The sequence below is a fragment of the Streptomyces sp. NBC_01217 genome (assembly GCF_035994185.1).
GTDB lineage: Bacteria > Actinomycetota > Actinomycetes > Streptomycetales > Streptomycetaceae > Streptomyces.
Genome location: NZ_CP108538.1, coordinates 1,055,876 through 1,072,911 on the forward strand (window position 1 = coordinate 1,055,876; position 17,036 = coordinate 1,072,911).

At 70.2% G+C, this 17,036-nt stretch carries 20 protein-coding genes and 1 pseudogene; 9 read left to right on the top strand and 12 right to left on the bottom strand.

Annotated features, from left to right (window positions below):
- Positions 1 to 40: 40 nt before the first annotated feature.
- Together OG507_RS04370 and OG507_RS04375 are read left to right on the top strand one after the other, a co-directional pair.
- Positions 41 to 1,552, top strand: a complete 1,512-nt coding sequence (locus OG507_RS04370; protein WP_327365797.1) for an SDR family oxidoreductase — start codon at positions 41 to 43, stop codon at positions 1,550 to 1,552.
- Between the two features lie 88 nt (positions 1,553 to 1,640).
- The gene (locus OG507_RS04375; protein WP_327365798.1) at positions 1,641 to 2,120 is read left to right on the top strand and encodes an SRPBCC family protein; all 480 of its coding nucleotides are present in this window, start codon (positions 1,641 to 1,643) and stop codon (positions 2,118 to 2,120) included.
- A gap of 46 nt (positions 2,121 to 2,166) precedes the next feature.
- On the opposite strand, the gene OG507_RS04380 is transcribed toward OG507_RS04375, so the two are convergent.
- Positions 2,167 to 3,327 carry a PLP-dependent cysteine synthase family protein gene (locus OG507_RS04380; RefSeq protein ID WP_327365799.1) on the bottom strand — a complete coding sequence of 387 codons (1,161 nt, stop codon included), beginning with the start codon at positions 3,325 to 3,327 and terminating at the stop codon, positions 2,167 to 2,169.
- Positions 3,328 to 3,535: 208 nt separating this feature from the next.
- Between OG507_RS04380 and OG507_RS04385 the strand changes: the two genes are divergently transcribed.
- Together OG507_RS04385 and OG507_RS04390 are read left to right on the top strand one after the other, a co-directional pair.
- Positions 3,536 to 3,853: a hypothetical protein gene (locus OG507_RS04385; RefSeq protein ID WP_327365800.1), complete on the top strand. Its 318-nt coding sequence runs from the start codon at positions 3,536 to 3,538 to the stop codon at positions 3,851 to 3,853.
- A gap of 184 nt (positions 3,854 to 4,037) precedes the next feature.
- Entirely contained in the window at positions 4,038 to 4,559 is a 522-nt protein-coding gene (locus OG507_RS04390) for an ATP-binding protein (protein ID WP_327365801.1), read from the top strand.
- Here OG507_RS04390 and OG507_RS04395 read toward each other — a convergent pair.
- Together OG507_RS04395 and OG507_RS04400 are read right to left on the bottom strand one after the other, a co-directional pair.
- On the bottom strand, positions 4,556 to 4,702 hold the full coding sequence (locus OG507_RS04395; RefSeq protein ID WP_327365802.1) for a hypothetical protein: 147 nt from the start codon (positions 4,700 to 4,702) through the stop codon (positions 4,556 to 4,558). The genes OG507_RS04390 and OG507_RS04395 overlap by 4 nt on opposite strands.
- Positions 4,699 to 4,989: an SHOCT domain-containing protein gene (locus OG507_RS04400; RefSeq protein ID WP_327365803.1), complete on the bottom strand. Its 291-nt coding sequence runs from the start codon at positions 4,987 to 4,989 to the stop codon at positions 4,699 to 4,701. Before OG507_RS04400 ends, OG507_RS04395 begins: the two co-directional genes overlap by 4 nt.
- 205 nt (positions 4,990 to 5,194) lie before the next feature.
- Between OG507_RS04400 and OG507_RS04405 the strand changes: the two are divergent.
- Positions 5,195 to 5,650, top strand: a pseudogene (locus OG507_RS04405) (LmrA/YxaF family transcription factor); the annotation flags it as partial.
- Between the two features lie 201 nt (positions 5,651 to 5,851).
- Here the strand turns inward: OG507_RS04405 and OG507_RS04410 are convergent.
- From OG507_RS04410 to OG507_RS04425, 4 genes are all read right to left on the bottom strand, one after another.
- Positions 5,852 to 6,070: a hypothetical protein gene (locus OG507_RS04410; protein WP_327365804.1), complete on the bottom strand. Its 219-nt coding sequence runs from the start codon at positions 6,068 to 6,070 to the stop codon at positions 5,852 to 5,854.
- A gap of 88 nt (positions 6,071 to 6,158) precedes the next feature.
- On the bottom strand, positions 6,159 to 7,010 hold the full coding sequence (locus OG507_RS04415; RefSeq protein WP_327365805.1) for a helix-turn-helix domain-containing protein: 852 nt from the start codon (positions 7,008 to 7,010) through the stop codon (positions 6,159 to 6,161).
- Between the two features lie 3 nt (positions 7,011 to 7,013).
- Positions 7,014 to 7,505 carry a DUF6879 family protein gene (locus OG507_RS04420; protein ID WP_327365806.1) on the bottom strand — a complete coding sequence of 164 codons (492 nt, stop codon included), beginning with the start codon at positions 7,503 to 7,505 and terminating at the stop codon, positions 7,014 to 7,016.
- A gap of 4 nt (positions 7,506 to 7,509) precedes the next feature.
- Positions 7,510 to 7,752: a hypothetical protein gene (locus tag OG507_RS04425; RefSeq protein ID WP_327365807.1), complete on the bottom strand. Its 243-nt coding sequence runs from the start codon at positions 7,750 to 7,752 to the stop codon at positions 7,510 to 7,512.
- A 693-nt stretch (positions 7,753 to 8,445) separates the two neighbouring features.
- Between OG507_RS04425 and OG507_RS04430 the strand changes: the two genes are divergently transcribed.
- The gene (locus OG507_RS04430) at positions 8,446 to 8,628 is read left to right on the top strand and encodes a hypothetical protein (protein WP_327365808.1); all 183 of its coding nucleotides are present in this window, start codon (positions 8,446 to 8,448) and stop codon (positions 8,626 to 8,628) included.
- Positions 8,629 to 8,845: 217 nt separating this feature from the next.
- Here the strand turns inward: OG507_RS04430 and OG507_RS04435 are convergent, their stop codons facing one another.
- Positions 8,846 to 10,060, bottom strand: a complete 1,215-nt coding sequence (locus OG507_RS04435) for an ROK family protein (RefSeq protein ID WP_266364126.1) — start codon at positions 10,058 to 10,060, stop codon at positions 8,846 to 8,848.
- Positions 10,061 to 10,181: 121 nt separating this feature from the next.
- On the opposite strand from OG507_RS04435, the gene OG507_RS04440 reads away from it, so the two are divergent.
- Positions 10,182 to 11,396 carry an MFS transporter gene (locus OG507_RS04440; protein ID WP_327365809.1) on the top strand — a complete coding sequence of 405 codons (1,215 nt, stop codon included), beginning with the start codon at positions 10,182 to 10,184 and terminating at the stop codon, positions 11,394 to 11,396.
- A 52-nt stretch (positions 11,397 to 11,448) separates the two neighbouring features.
- Positions 11,449 to 12,204, top strand: coding sequence for a maleylpyruvate isomerase family mycothiol-dependent enzyme (locus OG507_RS04445; protein ID WP_327365810.1), 756 nt, complete (start codon positions 11,449 to 11,451; stop codon positions 12,202 to 12,204).
- Positions 12,205 to 12,297: 93 nt separating this feature from the next.
- On the opposite strand, the gene OG507_RS04450 is transcribed toward OG507_RS04445, so the two are convergent.
- The 3 genes from OG507_RS04450 to OG507_RS04460 all read right to left on the bottom strand — a co-directional run bounded on the left by OG507_RS04450 (position 12,298) and on the right by OG507_RS04460 (position 15,037).
- The gene (locus tag OG507_RS04450) at positions 12,298 to 12,963 is read right to left on the bottom strand and encodes a response regulator transcription factor (protein ID WP_327365811.1); all 666 of its coding nucleotides are present in this window, start codon (positions 12,961 to 12,963) and stop codon (positions 12,298 to 12,300) included.
- A complete protein-coding gene (locus OG507_RS04455) occupies positions 12,960 to 14,192 on the bottom strand; it encodes a sensor histidine kinase (protein ID WP_442810941.1) in 1,233 nt (410 codons plus the stop codon). The genes OG507_RS04450 and OG507_RS04455 overlap by 4 nt, the downstream gene beginning before the upstream one ends.
- A 137-nt stretch (positions 14,193 to 14,329) precedes the next feature.
- Complete coding sequence (locus OG507_RS04460; protein ID WP_327365812.1) at positions 14,330 to 15,037, bottom strand: TetR/AcrR family transcriptional regulator; 708 nt, start codon at positions 15,035 to 15,037, stop codon at positions 14,330 to 14,332.
- 128 nt (positions 15,038 to 15,165) lie between these two features.
- On the opposite strand from OG507_RS04460, the gene OG507_RS04465 reads away from it, so the two are divergent.
- Positions 15,166 to 15,618 (top strand): nitroreductase/quinone reductase family protein, encoded by a 453-nt coding sequence (locus tag OG507_RS04465; protein WP_327365813.1) that lies wholly within the window; start codon positions 15,166 to 15,168, stop codon positions 15,616 to 15,618.
- Between the two features lie 54 nt (positions 15,619 to 15,672).
- On the opposite strand, the gene OG507_RS04470 is transcribed toward OG507_RS04465, so the two are convergent.
- A complete protein-coding gene (locus tag OG507_RS04470) occupies positions 15,673 to 16,887 on the bottom strand; it encodes a geranylgeranyl reductase family protein (protein WP_327365814.1) in 1,215 nt (404 codons plus the stop codon).
- Positions 16,888 to 17,036 lie beyond the last annotated feature (149 nt).

Sequence of the window (17,036 nt, forward strand, 5' to 3'; positions counted from 1 at the left end):
ACCGGGCCCTGTACGGCGGTCCAGTGGAAGAATCGGGCGAGTGACCGAATCCTCCGGTGTTACGCCGTTGCGTTGCCTCGTGACCGGTGCCTCCGGGTACATCGGCGGCAGACTGGTGCCCGCACTCCTCGACGCCGGCCACCGGGTGCGCGCGCTGGCCAGGACCCCGCAGAAACTGCGTGACCACCCGTGGGCGGACCGGGTCGAGGTGGTTCAGGGCGATGTCTCCGACGCCGCTTCGGTGCGGGCGGCGATGCGGGACGTGGACGTGGCGTACTACCTGGTGCACGCGCTCGGCTCCGGACCCGGATTCGAGGAGAAGGACCGCGGGGCGGCCCGGATCTTCGGTGAACAGGCGCAGGCGGCAGGGATCGGCCGGATCGTGTACCTCGGCGGGCTCACCCCGGCCGGCGTGCCTGAGCGGGAACTGTCACCGCATCTGCGGTCGCGAGCCGAGGTGGGGCGCATTCTGCTGGATTCCGGAGTGCCGACGGCCGTACTGCGGGCCGCGGTCGTCATCGGATCGGGCTCGGCCTCGTTCGAGATTCTGCGTCATCTCACCGAACGGCTACCGGTGATGATCACCCCGAGCTGGGTGCGTACGTCGATCCAGCCGATCGCGGTACGGGACGTGGTGCGGTACCTCGTCGGCTGCGCCCGCCTGCCTGCCGAGGTCAACCGTACGTTCGACATCGGCGGCCCGGACGTCATGACGTACCGGGACATGATGCGGCGGTACGCCGAGGTCGCCGGACTGCCGCACCGGGTGATCCTCCCCGTACCGGTGCTCACCCCTCGACTCTCCAGTCTCTGGATCGGCCTGGTGACACCGGTGCCGCCCTCCATCGCCCGGCCACTGGCGGAATCACTGCGCCACGAAGTGGTGTGTCACGAGCGCGACATCGCCCGGTACGTGCCCGACCCTCCGGGCGGCAACATCGGCTGCGAGCAGGCGCTGCGGCTGGCGCTCCAGCGGATCAGGGACGCCCGGGTCGACACCCGCTGGTCGTCCGCGGCGGTCCCCGGCGCACCAAGTGACCCGTTGCCCACCGACCCCGACTGGTCCGGCGGCAGTCTCTACCACGACGAACGGGAACTGATGGTGCCAGTGGCGCCGGACACGCTCTGGCGGGTGATCGAGGGCATCGGTGGCGAAAACGGCTGGTACTCCTTCCCGCTCGCCTGGGCCGTGAGGGGCTGGCTCGACCGGTTCGTCGGTGGCGTCGGACTGCGGCGCGGGCGGCGGGACGCGCAGCGGCTGCGGGTGGGCGACTCATTGGACTTCTGGCGCGTGGAGGAAATTGTTCCGGGTGAGCTGCTGCGGCTGCGCGCGGAGATGCGGCTGCCCGGTCCGGCCTGGCTCGAACTGTCGGTGGACCGGAACGAACAGGGACTGACTGTCTATCGACAGCGGGCGCTGTTCCATCCACACGGACTGCTCGGACACGCCTACTGGTGGAGCGTGTGGCCGTTCCACTCGGCGGTGTTCGGTGGTATGGCCCGCAATATCACCGCGGCCGCACGGGCGGTCCCGCAGCGCACAGCCGAATGAAGTCCTTGCACACAGGGACATCTGACGAGGCGTTGGCTATGGTGTGCGCGGCCCCGTCCGCCGCCGACCGCACGGGAGGTGCGTTTCTGTGTCACGCCGACTCCGTTCCATGGAACTCGATTTCGCCGAGTCCGCTCCGCTGCGACTGGTCTTCGCCGCCGAGGTGTCCGCACCTCCCGAGCTGGTCTACCGGGCGCTCGCTGACGATGTGGCGGGCTGGCCGCGCTGGTTCACCGCGGTGACGAAGGCCCGGCCCACCGAGGGCGGCGCGGGTCGCGAGGTCCGGCTCAAGGGCGGCGCGGTGTTGCGCGAGACGGTCGTCGCGGCGGAGCCCGGCGAGCGGTACGCCTACCGGGTCGACGAGTCGAACGCCCCTGGTCTGCGGGCCCTGTTGGAGGAGTGGCGGCTGACCCCGGCCGGGACCGGGACACGGGTGCGGTGGACGTTCGCCGCGGACGGTTCCGCACTCTTCCGGTTCGCCCTGCGGCTGGCCCGGTCGGGGATGGGCCGGGCGTTCCGGGACGCCGTCCGCAATCTCGACGGACAGCTGAGCGGGCCCGCGGCCTGAGAGCGACCGCGGACCGTGTGGAACTGTTCCGCCCCGGCCGTCCGGACTATCCGGGCTGACCGGGCTGACCGGGCTGACCGGGCCAGTGGCCGTCGGCCAGGAAGGAGTCGAGGCTCCGCATGTACGGGGCGATGTCCAGGCCCTGTCCGGCGAGCCAGCTGTCGGAGTAGTACTTGTCGAGGTAACGGTCGCCCGGGTCGCAGATCAACGTTACGACGCTGCCGGTACTGCCCTGCTCGACCATCTCGGCGACCAGCTTGAACGCGCTCCACAGCCCGGTGCCGGTCGACCCGCCCGCCTTCCGCCCGATGGCCTTCTCCAGAGTGCGTACGGCCGCGACGCTGGCCGCGTCCGGCACCTTCATCATCCGGTCGATGGCCCCCGGCACGAAGCTCGGCTCCATCCGCGGCCTGCCGATGCCCTCGATCCGGGAGCCGCAGTCGCTGGTGGCCAGGGGGTTGTGCTGGGTCCAGCCGTCGAAGAAACAGGAGTTCTCCGGGTCCGGCACGCAGATCCTGGTGTCGAACTGCATGTAGTGCACATAGCGGGCGATGGTCGCCGAGGTGCCGCCGGTTCCTGCCGTGGCGACGATCCACGTCGGCTCCGGGTAGCGCTCCAGCCGCAGCTGCTGGTAGATCGACTCGGCGATGTTGTTGTTGCCGCGCCAGTCGGTGGCCCGTTCGGCGTAGGTGAACTGGTCCATGTAGTGGCCGCCGGTATCGGCGGCGAGCGTGGCGGACTCCTGGTACATCTTGCGCGAATCGTCGACGAAGTGGCAGCGGCCGCCATGGAATTCGATCAGCCGGCACTTCTCGGGGCTGGTGGTGCGGGGCATCACGGCGATGAACGGCACACCGATCAGCTTGGCGAAGTACGCCTCCGAGACGGCCGTCGAACCGCTGGACGCCTCGATCACCGGCTTGCCCGGCCGGATCCAGCCGTTGCAGAGCCCGTAGAGGAAGAGCGATCGGGCCAGCCGGTGCTTGAGGCTGCCGGTGGGGTGCGTCGACTCGTCCTTGAGGTAGAGGTCGATGCCCCATGCCTCGGGCAGCGGGAAGCGGAGCAGATGGGTGTCGGCCGAGCGGTTGGCGTCGGCCTGGACCTTGCGTACGGCTTCCTTGAGCCAGGTGCGGTACTCGGGGTCGGAACGGTCGATGTCGACGGTCTCCGCGGCCCGGCCGTCATGTCGGTGCTCGGCAGTGCCCATGAGCGCGTTCCTCCTCGTTTCGCCATCACTCTCCAGCGTCAACGATATTCCCCCCACCTGCACAAACGTTCACTTTGATCCTCCATAGCCCTGCCTTGGTGCTGACGGGCGGGGCTCCTGTGACATCAGGCCGGAACGCGGCCTGGCGCGACGGTCCCGATTTGGGCAGACTGCCCATCAGAAGCATCACGAAGGGGGCGAAGCAGTCATGCCGGAAACGGAGTTCAGTGCGACGGGGGTACGGATCGAGCGGTGGGCCCGCTCGCTCACGAGGGCGGGGCAGGTGGTGGTCAAGGACGGCAGGCTGGCCCTGCTGACCAGTTATGGCCGGGAGATCGACAGCGCCCCGGTGGTGGCGGTGAGCGCGGGCAGGCCGTGGTTCGCCGGGGCCGGTGCAGCGGTGGCGCGCCTCAACGGGACGCGGTACCGGCTGACGATGGGACAGCGCAACCACGGTCCGGACAAGGCCGGGCCGGCCCGCCGCTTCCTCGAAACACTGCGCAGTGCGGGCGGCCGCATGACCTGACGGGGCGGCGCCGGTCCACCGCAAGTTGCGGAGCCGTGCCCCCTGAGCGACATTGGTCACACGTCACTCATGGTTTACCGGCGGTGACACTGTGATCCGCACCGCCGGGCCTGAATCAGCAGTCACCCATCTGCTGGATCCGTTCCTTCGTCTTCTTCCGGACCGATTTCGGGGAGTCGCAGCCGTGATCAGCGAGCCAAGCAGGCACTGCACGGTGGAGCTCCAGGCCCTGCCGTCGCGGATCGGTCAGGTCCGCAGAATCGTTTCGGCGCAGCTGCGCTACTGGCATCTCGATCCTCTGATCGACCATGCGGCGCTCGGCGTCACCGAACTCCTGACCAATGTCCACCGGCATGCCCAGCCGGACAAGTCATGCATCGTCGAGATCGAGCTGCTGCTCGAACGGCTGACGGTGTCCGTCCACGACCACGACCCACGGCTGCCGACCGTGCGCGAGGTCGGCGCGTCCAGTACGTCGGGGCGCGGACTCGCGCTGATCGCCGCGGTCAGCGAGAGCTGGGGGGTCCGTCCGAGGGGCGGGGCCGGGAAGGTCGTCTGGTTCACTCTTCCGGCACCTTCCCTGTTCGCCACGCGGCCGCCGCACTCTGTGTACGGGGCAACGACTGACGGGCCGTTCGAGCCGGACGCCATCACGTACCTGGAGAGCAGGACGCCCTCCGTCGCGCGGTCGTCGGTGGTCGGCTAGCGGAGGGGCGGGGCGCCGTCCAGCGCCCCGCTCCTCGTCCTCGTGCCGCCCCGCTCCTCGCCGTCGTGCCGCCCCGCTCCTCGCCGTCGTGCTGCTCGGGCGGACGCTGGGGTGGGCTCGGAGGTGGGGCTGGTGGTGGTCATGCCGCCCCTTCCTTGCCGCCACGGCCGAACTGTTCGTCGAGGACGGAGAGTCGGCGCCAGTACCCGTCCTCGTCGATCTCCCCGGCCGCGAAGCGGCGGCCGAGCAGGGTGATCGGTGATGTCTCGGCGGGGCCCCTCTGAGACGTACGGGCCCGCCAGGGGCCTCGTCCGCCGCGCCGGGCGGTGCGGCGCAGCAGGGTGACGCCGCCGATGACGACGGCCGCCCAGAAGAGCGGGAAGAGGAGGATCCAGGGCCCGGGTCCACCGCTGTGCGCCAGTGTCTTCATCTCGGTCAGCTCCCTCGGTTCAGGGTTCGCGGTCAGGTTTTCCTGACGCTTTCGAGCCTGGCCCCAAGAGGGGGTCCGAGTCGTCGTACGGCCAGCGGCCGTACCCGTACCCCTTCGGGAGTACGCAGCGCACCCGCCGCCGCTCCCTCCACCGGCCGGGAGCGCTGGGATTTTCTGTACCTACTGGTAATTACAGTCGCGCCATGAGCGGCAGGCGGGCGCGGGCCAGGGCAGCACGTACCACCACTTCGTGGGCAAACCCCTGGCGCTCGCGGCCATCCGCCGCACGGCCGCGCAGATGCGCGAGACAGCGGGAGCGCTGCTCGACGGTCCCGGAACGGCGTATGAACGGATCTCGGCGTATCTCCTGCGGGAGCGCGACGTGCCGCGCGGCTGCCTGGTCGGCCGCCTGGCGATGGATCCGGACATCATCGCCAGTGACGAGTTGCGCGCACCGGTCGACGAGACGATCGGCCGGCTCACGGAATGGTCCAGGAGGGCCTGGACGGAGGCGAGTTCACCCGTCGCCGCGGACATGGCGGCAACGATCGCAGCGACGATGCAGGGCAGCTATGTGCTGGCCCGCGCCTCCGGTTCACCTGAGCCCCCGCTCCTCCACAGCCAGTCAGTGAAAGAGCGGGGGCTCAGGGGCCGACTGTCGACCTCACCGGGCTACTCGGAGGACCGGCCCCTGCCGCCCACCGCGTGCCAGGGGGACGCCCTCAGCACGCGGGCCTGTCGGAGGAGCAGAGCCGCCGGGCGGGAAGACCCTGCCCCTCCTCTGCGCCCGTCGGCAGGCGCGGACCGTACCTAGTCCCCGGGCATCTGCGGGGGAACAGAAGGGGCCGGTACTGAGTCTGCGTCAGAGCGCCGGAGCGCTCTCCTCGTCCTGCTTCCGGTGCTCGTTGATCTCGTCGACGATGCGGTACGCGTTATTGATGTCGTACGCGGGCGAGGCCGGCTCGGTAATGTCGATCCACTCGCGAACGAGCGCCCCGCACACGTCGCACCCCGGATAGGGGCGCGGTGATACCGGCTCCATCAGGTGGACTTCCCGGGGCTGCTTCATGATGGTCGCCATCTCCGCTCCTCCGCCGTGAGTGATGAGGAAGACGGTAGGTGCCGGAAAGGAGCAGGTTCCATGAAGTTCTACGGAATTCTATGACTCTTCAGCCGAGTGCCGAAATGGCGCCCGCGATGATGCGGTAAGCGTCCTGACCGAACACTGCTGCGTCGGCCATCTCTCCGAAGGCTGCGAGGTATTGGGCGATCTCCGACGGTGCGGAAATCGTGAGTGCTGCTGTCAGCAGCTCTACATAGACCGTCGTGTCGTCGTAGATGGTGAATGTCTCCAGGGGCCATATGGCGGGCGTACTCGCGGGGATGATGCCGAGTGATACAGCGGGCAGAGTGGCAAGCGTCAGGAGATGCCCAAGCTGTGCGGCCATGGTCTCCGCTCCTCCGACGCGCCGCCGGAGGACAGACTCTTCCACGACAACGGAAAACGTGTGTCCTGGCCGGCGAATGATCTGAGAGCGCGCCACGCGTGCGTCTGCGGCGTCGGCGGAGTCGTCAGGAGTGCCGTGAAACCGGGCGATGTTGGAGAGCAACGCTGCGGCGTACTCACGCGTTTGGAGCATGCCGGGGATCACGCTGGAGCTGTAGACACGCTGAGCTTTCGTGCGCTCGTGTACGGGGGTCCGTGACTCCTGGACCCGCTTCAGTCCCGTCCGCTGGAGGCGGCGCCACTCCATGTACATCGAGCCGGCATTGCGCGCAGCCGCAATGATGTCGGGTGCCTGGCCCTCCGCGCCGCATGCCTTGCACCACGCAGTGATGTCGTCGTCCGCGGGCAGGGTGGTTCCGGTCTGAAGTCGGCTCACCTTCGACGTCTGCCACCCAGTGCGCGCCGCCACCTCCCTTCCCGTCAGCCCCGCATCGAGACGAAGCTCTCGCAAGCGTGCTGCAACGCGCTCGTGCGCCTCGTGGATGCGGGCTGACGGAAAGGGAGCTTCGGCCACGGGTCAGACCTGGAACTCCGCGTGCGGGATGGCGCGCGCCCAGAGTTCCTCGAACGCCTCCGTGTGACGCTTCAGGACTTCCGGCCGGTCCTCCAGCTCATCCCTGACGTGACTGCCGTCCCCCGCGAAGATGTGGACGCGCGCCAGCACCCCATCGAAGATCCACAGATCGTTGCCGGGGAGCAGCAGGTCGGACGTCAGGCGACGCGGCAGCCACCGCACGTCCTCCCCGGCCGCGAGATTCTGTGGCGTACACGAGTGTTCGTACCGGATGTAGTCGGTCACCGGTTCGGATACCACCCGCGCGCGTCGGACGGATACTCCGCGACTCACGGCGTCGGCGATGGTGTCATGGAAGCCGTTCCACCATGATGAGCGGTCGTCAATGTCGTACAGCCATCCGTCCTTCCATGCCGCGAAGTCCGCGTCCTCGTCCACCACGCCGTAGACATCGCGCAGTTCCAGGTGAATCGCCGACGACCGGCAAGCGGCCATGAGTTCAGTGAACGGGGGAACGGTCTGCAACCTCGATCACCTTCCTCAGTACGTCGATCATGCGCGCGGGGAGCCGGACGACAGCTTCATTGTCCGGGATCGGCCCGGACTCCAGGCACTTCAGCCGAAGAGCCTCGTCCGCCTTCCACCCCTGAATGACGAACTCCTGTGTCATGTCGTCGAACCATACGGTGGGGCAGTGGTCGCCGTTGGTCTCGGGGTCCTTCGCGATGAAATGTAACGTCATGACGCCTCCATGGTCGCGAACGTTGCAGAATGTTCTACGAGCGTCGCGCCGACAGGGCGGGTCGTCAAGAGGGCATAGAGCGCTCCTGGAAGCACCATGTCGGCGTTCTCCAGGGGCGGATGGGGTTACGTGAAGGCCGTCCTCCATGGCGGGAGACAGACTCTGTGTGTGCGTCAGACGTGGCGACCAGCGGTGAGCACGCGGCCGGTATCGGCGTCGTACAGCTCAATGCGCAGATCAATCACGCCGCCGACTTCGCTGCCGTCCAGGTAGGTCTTCGAGATCACCTGGATATTCGGCACCGACGCACCGCCGTTGTTCGCTGCGCGGACGTCAGCCCACTGGCCGGACGTGGCCTGTCGCCCTGCGCGCCCCCTCCCGCGGCACTCCCGGCTGTTGGGACTGGAAGAGGTCTTGTCGTGGTCCAGGGGGCAACCATCGCGACCCTTTTCTCTCGTCAATCGGCACGGCAACAACCCTTGACGTATGGGCCGTTGTCATGAAAAGGTCATCGTCGTACCGGGTCTCGGACTCGGGCGCCACCACGGGCGCGGACCCACGTGGATGCGTCGCAGTAGGGATCGACGCAAGCTTGCTGGTCACACGACTGCAACGGATGTGCCCTTTCTTTGGGCCTCCGCGGTGACGGTGAAGGGTCCGCTTTTGATGTCTCCGCTTCTTGAAGTTCTTGCTATGTCTCCGACTGCCTTCCTGTGCCTGCTGGCTGCCGTCGTGCTCCTCGTCCTCGTCCTCTGCGGGACGTTCATCTGGGCACTCCGAATCAGCGTCAAGGGCGTCAAGGGCGCCGACAGGCCGGCTGTGATTGCCGAAGTCGGAGGCGCGCTCCAGGCGTTCATGCCTTTTCGCAGGAAGTGACCCCCACGCCCCCGCGGCTCGTCGTCGCGGGGGCAAGGCTGGTCAGCCCGCGATGGCAACCACGGCGTCGGGCCGGATCGTCCACGTCTTGCCGTCGGCCGCCTCCACGACGAACGCGTTCCGCGGGTCGGCAATCCCTGCCGGCCGGCCGATTCCCCGGCCGCTGAAGCCGGCCAGGACCGGCGGCCGAGGGCAGCACAGCTACCGGCCGCCACGGTCAGGCGAGCGCGGCCAGCGGATCGTCAAGCACCGGCTGCCAGGCCAGCTCGGCCGCACCCACAAGGCTGTTGTGGTCGAGCGTGCAGGGCAGGATCGGCACACTGCCACTGCGCCCCCACAGGCTGCGGTCGGCCACCACCGCGCGCAGCCGCTCCGGATCCGCGTCGAGCAGGGCGCGGTGCAGCCCGCCGAGGATGATGCGGTCCGGGTTGAGGATGTTGACCAGCCCGGCGAGCCCGAGGCCGAGCCGGTCGATCAGCTCCTCGGCGGCGCCGCGCACCGCCGCGTCCTCGTACTCCGTGCGCAGCAGATCACCGGCCTGCTTGAGCAGCGACTCCTCCGGACCGGGCTCGCGACGGGCGGCGACGAGGAAGGCCAGTGGGTCGGTCTCGACGTCCAGGCAGCCGCGGCCGCCGCAGTGGCACGGGCGCCCCTCGGGGTTCACCGTGAGATGGCCGACCTCCAGCGCGAGCCCCGAACTCCCGGTGTGCAGGCGGCCGTCGAGGACGAGGGCACCGCCCACGCCCCGGTGGCCGGTGGCCACACAGAGCAGATGCTGAGCGCCGCGGCCGGCGCCGTGCCGGTGTTCGGCGAGCGCGGCGAGGTTGACGTCGTTCCCGGTGAACGCGGGGCCGGGGATGCCCGCTTCCCGTACACAGGTGGCGAAGATCTCGCGCACCGGGGCGCCCGCCGGCCAGGCGATGTGCAGCGGGTTGAGCGCGGTGCCCTCCGGTTCGGCGACCGCGGACGGCACCGCCAGGCCCGCGCCGACGCAGCGCAGTCCGCTGTCCCGCAGCAACCGGGCGCAGTCGTCGACCACTTCGCCGATGACCTGCGCCGGGTCCGCGGTGACGGTGACGCAGCCGGGGGCGGTGGCGACGAGCCGTCCGCCGAGCCCGACGAGCGCGGCCCGGAATCCGTCGGCGTGCACCTGGGCGGCGATGGCGACGGGTCCGGACTCCCGGATGGCCAGCCGGTGCGAGGGACGGCCCTGCGAGCCGGCGGCGGAGCCGGGCCGGGAATCGACCCGGATGAGGCCGAGCGCCTCCAGTTCCGCGGCGACCGCACCGGCCGTCGCCCGGGTGACGCCGAGCTCGGAGGTGAGGACGGCGCGGGTGGGCGCGCGTCCGGTGTGGACCAGTTCCAGCGCGGGCCCGAGCGCGCTGCGGCCTCTCTCCAATTTTGTCCGGGTGGTGGTCACCTTGCCGTTCATGGGGGCGAGTCTCCCATGATCCGGGGGTGCTGCCGTCGCGCCGGTGGCGCACTTGTGCCCCTTGCGGCCGCGGCGGGCGGCCGTCTTGCGTCCGTTGTCCGGACGCCCCTATGCTGAGTTTGTGCCGCCACTAAACAAACTGCGGACGGCCTTGCCGGGGGGACCGGGCGGAAACACCGCCCCACGTCCATCGGCCCGCCTCCGTACCGCGCTGACCGTGTTCTTCGCCCTCGACGGCTTCCTCTTCGCCGGCTGGGTCGTCCGCATCCCGGCCATCAAGCACCAGACCGGCGCCTCGGCCTCCACCCTGGGCCTCGCACTGCTCGGCGTATCCGCCGGGGCCGTGGTGACCATGATGCTCACCGGCCGGCTGTGCCGGCGCTTCGGCAGCCATCCGCTGACGGTCATCTGCGGTGCTCTGCTCTCCCTCAGCATCGCCCTGCCCGCGCAGACGCACTCGGTGCTCGCGCTCGGACTGGTGCTGCTGGTCTTCGGCGCCGCGTACGGCGGGCTGAACGTGGCGATGAACAGCGCCGCGGTCGATCTGGTCGCCGATCTGCGGCGTCCCGTGATGCCCAGCTTCCACGCGGCGTTCAGCCTCGGCGGAATGGTCGGTGCCGGGCTCGGCGGGCTGGTGGCGGGCAGCCTCTCCCCCGCCACGCATCTCTTCGCCCTGACCGGAATCGGGCTCCTGGTCACCGCGGCGGCCGGACCTGCGCTGCTGCGCCACCCGGCGCCGAAGCCCGCGTTCGCGGCCGATGCCCCCGAGAAGCCGCGGCGGCTGAACGGGCGGGCCCGCCGGATGGTGCTCCTGTTCGGCGTGATCGCCCTGTGCACCGCGTACGGCGAGGGCGCGCTGGCCGACTGGGGCGCGCTCCATCTGGCGCAGGACCTGCACGCCAACCCTGGCGTGGCCGCTGCCGGATACTCTCTTTTCGCCCTGGCCATGACGGCCGGCCGGCTCAGCGGTACGGCGCTGCTCGAACGGCTCGGCCAGACCCGGACCCTCGTCGCGGGCGGTGGAACAGCCGCCGCCGGGATGCTGCTCGGCTCGCTCGCCCCGACCATCTGGCTGGCGCTCCTCGGCTTCGCCGTCACCGGTCTCGGTCTGGCCAACATCTTCCCCGTCGCGGTCGGCCGGGCCGGGCAACTGGCCGGGCCGGGCGGGGTGGCCGCCGCATCGACACTCGGCTACGGCGGGATGCTGCTGGGACCGCCCGCGATCGGCTTCCTGGCCGACTGGTTCTCTCTCCCGGCGGCCCTCACCACGGTGGCTCTGCTGGCCGCCGCGGCCGCGGCGCTGGGGTACGGGGCGCGCAACGCGTCACAGGCATGAGCGGCCGCCCGCACCCGCTCCCCGGGCCGCGAAACGCTGGCACAATCGGGCCATGGAGATCACGGACCACATCAAGTCCCTGACCGTGGAAGGCGGGCTGCTGGCGACCGCGGCGCAGGAGGCGGGGACCGGGGCATCGGTGCCGACCTGCCCGGGCTGGCAGGTGCGCGATCTGCTCCGGCACACCGGGATGGTGCACCGCTGGGCCACCGCGTTCGTCGTCGAGGGCCACACCTCGTACCATCCGGACGGCGGGGAGCCCGATCTGGACGGGCCCGAGCTGCTCGACTGGTTCCGCGAGGGCCATGGCCTCCTGGTCGACGCGCTGACGGCGGCCCCGGCCGGTCTCGATTGCTGGACCTTCATGCCCGCGCCGTCCCCACGGGCCTTCTGGGCCCGGCGGCAGGCACACGAGACCACGATCCACCGGGCGGACGCGGAGTCGGCCCGCGGTGGGCGGCTGTCGTCGGTGGCGGCCGACCGCGCGGTGGACGGGATCGACGAGCTGCTGCGCGGGTTCCACGCCCGCCCGAAGAGCAAGGTCCGTACGGACAAGCCGTGTTCCCTGCGGGTACGGGCCACGGACACCGACGCCGGCTGGACCGTGCGGCTCTCTCCGCAGCCGCCGCAGGCCGTACGGGACGGAGCCGCAACCGATGAGGGCTTCGTGGACTGCGAGTTGAGCGCGACGGCCGAGGAGCTGTATCTGGCGCTCTGGAACCGGCTGCCGCTCAAGACGCTCACCGTGACGGGCGATCCGGAGCCGGCCCGGCTCTGGTGCGAGAACTCCAAGGTCACCTGGTCCTGACCGCGGGCCGGGGAGAGACGACGTACAACAAGTCGTCCGGTCCCCCGGCCCGTTCGACACGCGGGCGGCTCCGCGGGTCACTTCGTGGCCGGGTCAGCCGAGCCAGCCGGGACGGACGAGCCCCGACTCGTAGGCGAGTACGACGAGTTGTGCCCGGTCTCGGGCACCGAGCTTCACCATCGTGCGGCTGACGTGGGTCTTGGCGGTGAGCGGGCTGACGACCAGCCGTCGGGCGATCTCCTCGTTGGAAAGCCCTATGCCGACGAGCGCCATCACCTCCCTTTCCCGTTCGGTGAGTTCGCTCAGACCGGCCGTCGCCGCGGGCTCCTTGGACCGGGCGGCGAACTCGGCGATCAGCCTGCGGGTGACGCCCGGCGAGAGCAGGGCGTCACCGCTCACCACCGCGCGTACCGCCCGCAGCAGCTCTTCGGGTTCGGTGTCCTTGACGAGAAAGCCTGAGGCACCGGAGCGGATCGCCTCGAAGACGTACTCGTCCAGCTCGAAGGTGGTGAGCATGACCACCTTGACGTCGCTCAGTTCGGCGTCCCCGGTGATGGCACGGGTCGCGGCGAGACCGTCGAGGCGGGGCATCCGGATGTCCATCAGCACACTGTCCGGGCGCAGTTCGCGCACCCTGCGTACGGCCTCCTCGCCGTCGGCGGCCTCCCCCACCACCTCGATGTCGGACTGCGCGTCCAGCAGGGCCCGGAAACCGGCCCGGACCAGCAGCTGATCGTCGGCGAGCAGTACGCGGATCACGGTGTCTCCTCGTTGTGCGCGGCCGCGCCGGCCGGGAGCGGGAGCTCGGCCCGCACCCGGAAGCCGCCGTCCGCCAGGGGGCCCGCCTCGATCGTGCCACCCAGCGCTGCGGCCCGCTCCCGCATTCCTGCCAGCCCGTTGCCGCTGCCGCCCGCGTCGTCGCCGGTGGCCGGGCCTTCGTCGTCGATACGGAGCCGGATGCGGCCGGTCCCGTAACCGATCCGGACCTGCGCGGTGCGCGACCCGGAGTGCCGGACCACATTCGTCAGCGCCTCCTGCACGATCCGGAAGGCGGCGAGATCCGCGCCGGGCGGTACGGCGCCGCGTACGCCGTCGGTCTCGACGGTGACGGTCAGTCCGGCGCTCGCCGCCTGCTCGACGAGTTCGGGGAGCCGGTCGAGTCCGGGAGCCGGTGCCCTGGGGGCGTCTCCGGGGGTACGCAGGGTGTCGAGGACCTGGCGGACCTCGCCCAGCGCCTCCTTGCTGGCGGCCTTGATGGTGGTGAGGGCGGTACGGGCCTGCTCGGGGTCGGAGTCGAGCAACGCGAGGCCGACACTCGACTGGACGTTGATGACGGAGATGCTGTGGGCCAGCACATCATGCAGTTCGCGCGCCATCCGCAGCCGCTCCTCATCGGCCCTGCGCCGCTCCGCGGCCTGCCGCTCGGCGCGCTGCGCCGCCCACTGCTCACGGCGTACGCGTACGAACTCGGCGGCGGCGACGATGGCCACCACCCAGGCGGCGACGCCGAGTTCCTGCCCCCAGGGAGCGGCGTGGTCGTCGGAGGGCGGCAGCCACCGGTAGAGCCAGTGGGCCACCAGCACGTGCCCCAGCCACACCATGGAGACGGCCGTCCAGGCGGCCCGCCGGTGCCCGGAGACCACGGCGCTGAAGCAGCCCACGGCGACGGCCAGGAACACCGGTCCGTACGGATAGCCGGCCGCGAGGTAGATCATCGCCGCGGCCGAGCTGCCGAAGACGGCCACCACGGGGCGCCGGTGGCGCAGCAGGAGCACGGCGACGGCCAGGAAGAGCAGCAGCCGCGCGAAGATGTCCAGCGGCGCCCGCTCGTCCGTCTGCCCCCGGGCCGCGATGGTCGAACCGATCATGACGAAGGCACCCAGCAGGATCGTCGACGGCCAGGGCAGCCGGGAGGCGGAGCGTCCCGGCTGCCCCGTCAGCCAGCGCGGCGGCTCGCCGTGCATCCAGCGTGAGCGTTGCTCTTCCATGTCGGCCACGCTAGACCGCGGGCCGGGGCGGAGGCGTCAGCCGGGCGTGGTGATCACCCGTACTCCCTGGGGAGTACGTCGTACGGGGCGGGCAGGGGCCGAAGAGTACGCAATCCGCTCCAGCGGCTCCTGTTGCTCTAGCGGCTCCTGCTGCCGAGCAGGCCGACCGTGCGGGCCAGTGCGGTGACGGCTTCCCGGAAGAAGGCCTCCCGGGCCTCCACCACCTGGTGGAACTGGCCGAAGATCTCGAAGGAGATCAGCCCGAACAACTGCGCCCAGGCGGCGATCAGCGGGACAGCAGCCCCCGGCGGAAGGTCGGGGGCGAACTCGGCGACCATCCGCCCGTCCTCGGCGCGCAGCTCCCGCGCGAGCGGCGGCACGGCGAGACCGTCCGCGCGGAAGGCCTCGGTCACGATGGCGATCAGGACGAAGCCCACGCGGGAGGCGGGGCCGACCGTCGTCTGCGGTGCGCTGTATCCGGGCACGGGCGAGCCGTAGATCAGGGCGTACTCATGAGGGTGCTCAAGGGCCCAGTCGCGTACGGCGAGGGCGACGGCGGTCCAGCGTGCGAGGTGGGGGGCGGCGTCGGCACGGGCCGCCAGATGGGCGGCCTCGGCGGCCCCGCCCACGGAGTCGTAAGCGTCGACGATCAGGGCCGTGAGCAGGTCGTCCCGGCTGGGGAAATAGCGGTAGAGCGCGGAGGAGGCCATACCGAGCTCCCGTGCGACGGCGCGCAGCGAAAGCTTCGCGGCACCTTCGGCTGCGAGCTGCTTCCGCGCCTCGTCCTTGATTGCGACGGTGACCTCGATGCGGGCCCGTTCCCTGGCTCCTCGGATAGTGCTCATGGTCTTCAGTCTGCCACGAATAAAGAGCACTGACCAATAACAAGAGCACTGCTCTTGCTTTTGAGCGCCGATTCCGTGCACACTGATCTCAAGTGAGAGCACCGCTCTCAAACCAGTGGGGAGTCACCATGTCTCAGCCGTACTACCTTCGGGGCAACGCCTTCAACGTCCGGATGAACAGCGTCATCGGCTGGCTCGCCCGGCATGGCGTCAGCCTTCTCGGCTCGGCGGAGATGTCGGTGCGCGGCCGCAAGAGCGGGCAGATGCAGCGCATCCCCGTGAACCCCCACCCCTACGAGGGCGCGCAGTATCTGGTCTCCGCGCGGGGCCACTCCCAGTGGGTGCGCAACATGCGGGTCGCCGGCAGCGGCGAGCTGCGCGTGGGCCGGAAGATCCGCACCTTCACGGCCGTGGAGATCGCGGACGACGAGCAGAAGGTGCTGATCGTCCGCGCCTACCTGGAGCGCTGGGGCTGGGAGGTCAACCAGTACTTCCAGGGCATCACGGCGAAGTCCTCGGACGCGGAACTCCTGGCCGCCTGCCCGGACCACCCGGTCTTCCGGATCACCGTGGAGGGCTGACCGTGCGGCCCGGCCAGCCCTCGGCGTCGGATATCAGCGGCGGGATACGAGGCGTCAGCGGTCCATGGCCGACAGGGCCCGCTGCGCCAGCGGATGCGTACGGACCAGCTCGGCCAGTGAGGTCGTTCCGCGGGTGACCCCCGCGAACGCGTTCCAGGCCGGGCGGAATCCCGTCAGCACCGCGTGCAGCACCCCCGGGCGGCGCTCGAACAGCTTCAGCATGCGCCGTCCGACGCCCATCTCGACACCCAGGCCGGCCTTGATGGCGAAGGCGTAGTTGAGCGCCTGGCGCCGGGCGTCCACCGCATCGTGCGACTCCGCGACCCGGACCGCCCACTCGCCGGCGAGCCGCCCCGAGCGCAACGCGAAGGAGATGCCCTCGCGGGTCCACGGCTCCAGCAGCCCCGCCGCGTCGCCGCACACCAGCACCCGCCCGCGCGAAAGCGGCGAGTCGTCACTTCGGCAGCGCGTCAGATGCCCGGAGGAGATCTTCGGCTCGAAGCCGGCCAGACCGAGCCGGGCGATGAAGTCCTCCAGATACCTCTTGGTACCCGCCCCGTCGCCCCGCGCCGAGATCACGCCGACGGTGAGGACATCGCCCTTGGGGAACACCCAGCCGTAACTGCCGGGCATGGGGCCCCAGTCGATCAGCACCCGTCCGGCCCAGTCCTCCGCAACCGTGGCCGGGACCGGGATCTCCGCCTCCAGGCCGAGGTCCACCTGGTCGAGTTTCACCCCGACATGGGCTCCTATCCGCCCCGCGCTGCCGTCGGCACCGACGACCGCGCGGGCCAGGACCGTCTCGCCGCCGGACAGCACCACGGCGACCGTGCGCCGGTCCGGCACCGCGGCGCCGTGCTGCTCGACACGCGTGACCGTCGCTCCGGTGCGCAGTTCGGCGCCCGCCTTCTGCGCCTCCTCGACCAGCCCCGCATCGAACTCGGGGCGGTTGATGAGCCCGAAGAGCATCCGCTTGGAGCGACGGGTACGCGCCAGCCTGCCGTTGAGCGAGAACGTGACCGCGTGGATCCGGTCCCGCAGCGGCAGTTCGAATCCGGGCGGCAGCGAATCACGCGAAAACCCGATGATGCCGCCGCCACACGTCTTGTAGCGGGGCAGTTCCGCCTTTTCGAGGAGCAGTACCCGTCGACCGGCGACCGCCGCCGCGTATGCCGCGGAGGCTCCGGCCGGCCCACCGCCGACTACGACGACGTCCCACACGGACGACTCTTCGTGCTCCTGTACGGCGTCTGCGTTCTCGCTGCTCACGATGTGCTTCTGCTCCCGATCCCACCAGTGGCCCATGCTGCTCACGGCATCCTACGGCGCGCCGGGTCCGGGCCCCGCTGTGGGAGGATCGACCGTGCGTTCGTCCATCATGCGACGCCGCACACTCGGTGTACATGTACCCGGATTCG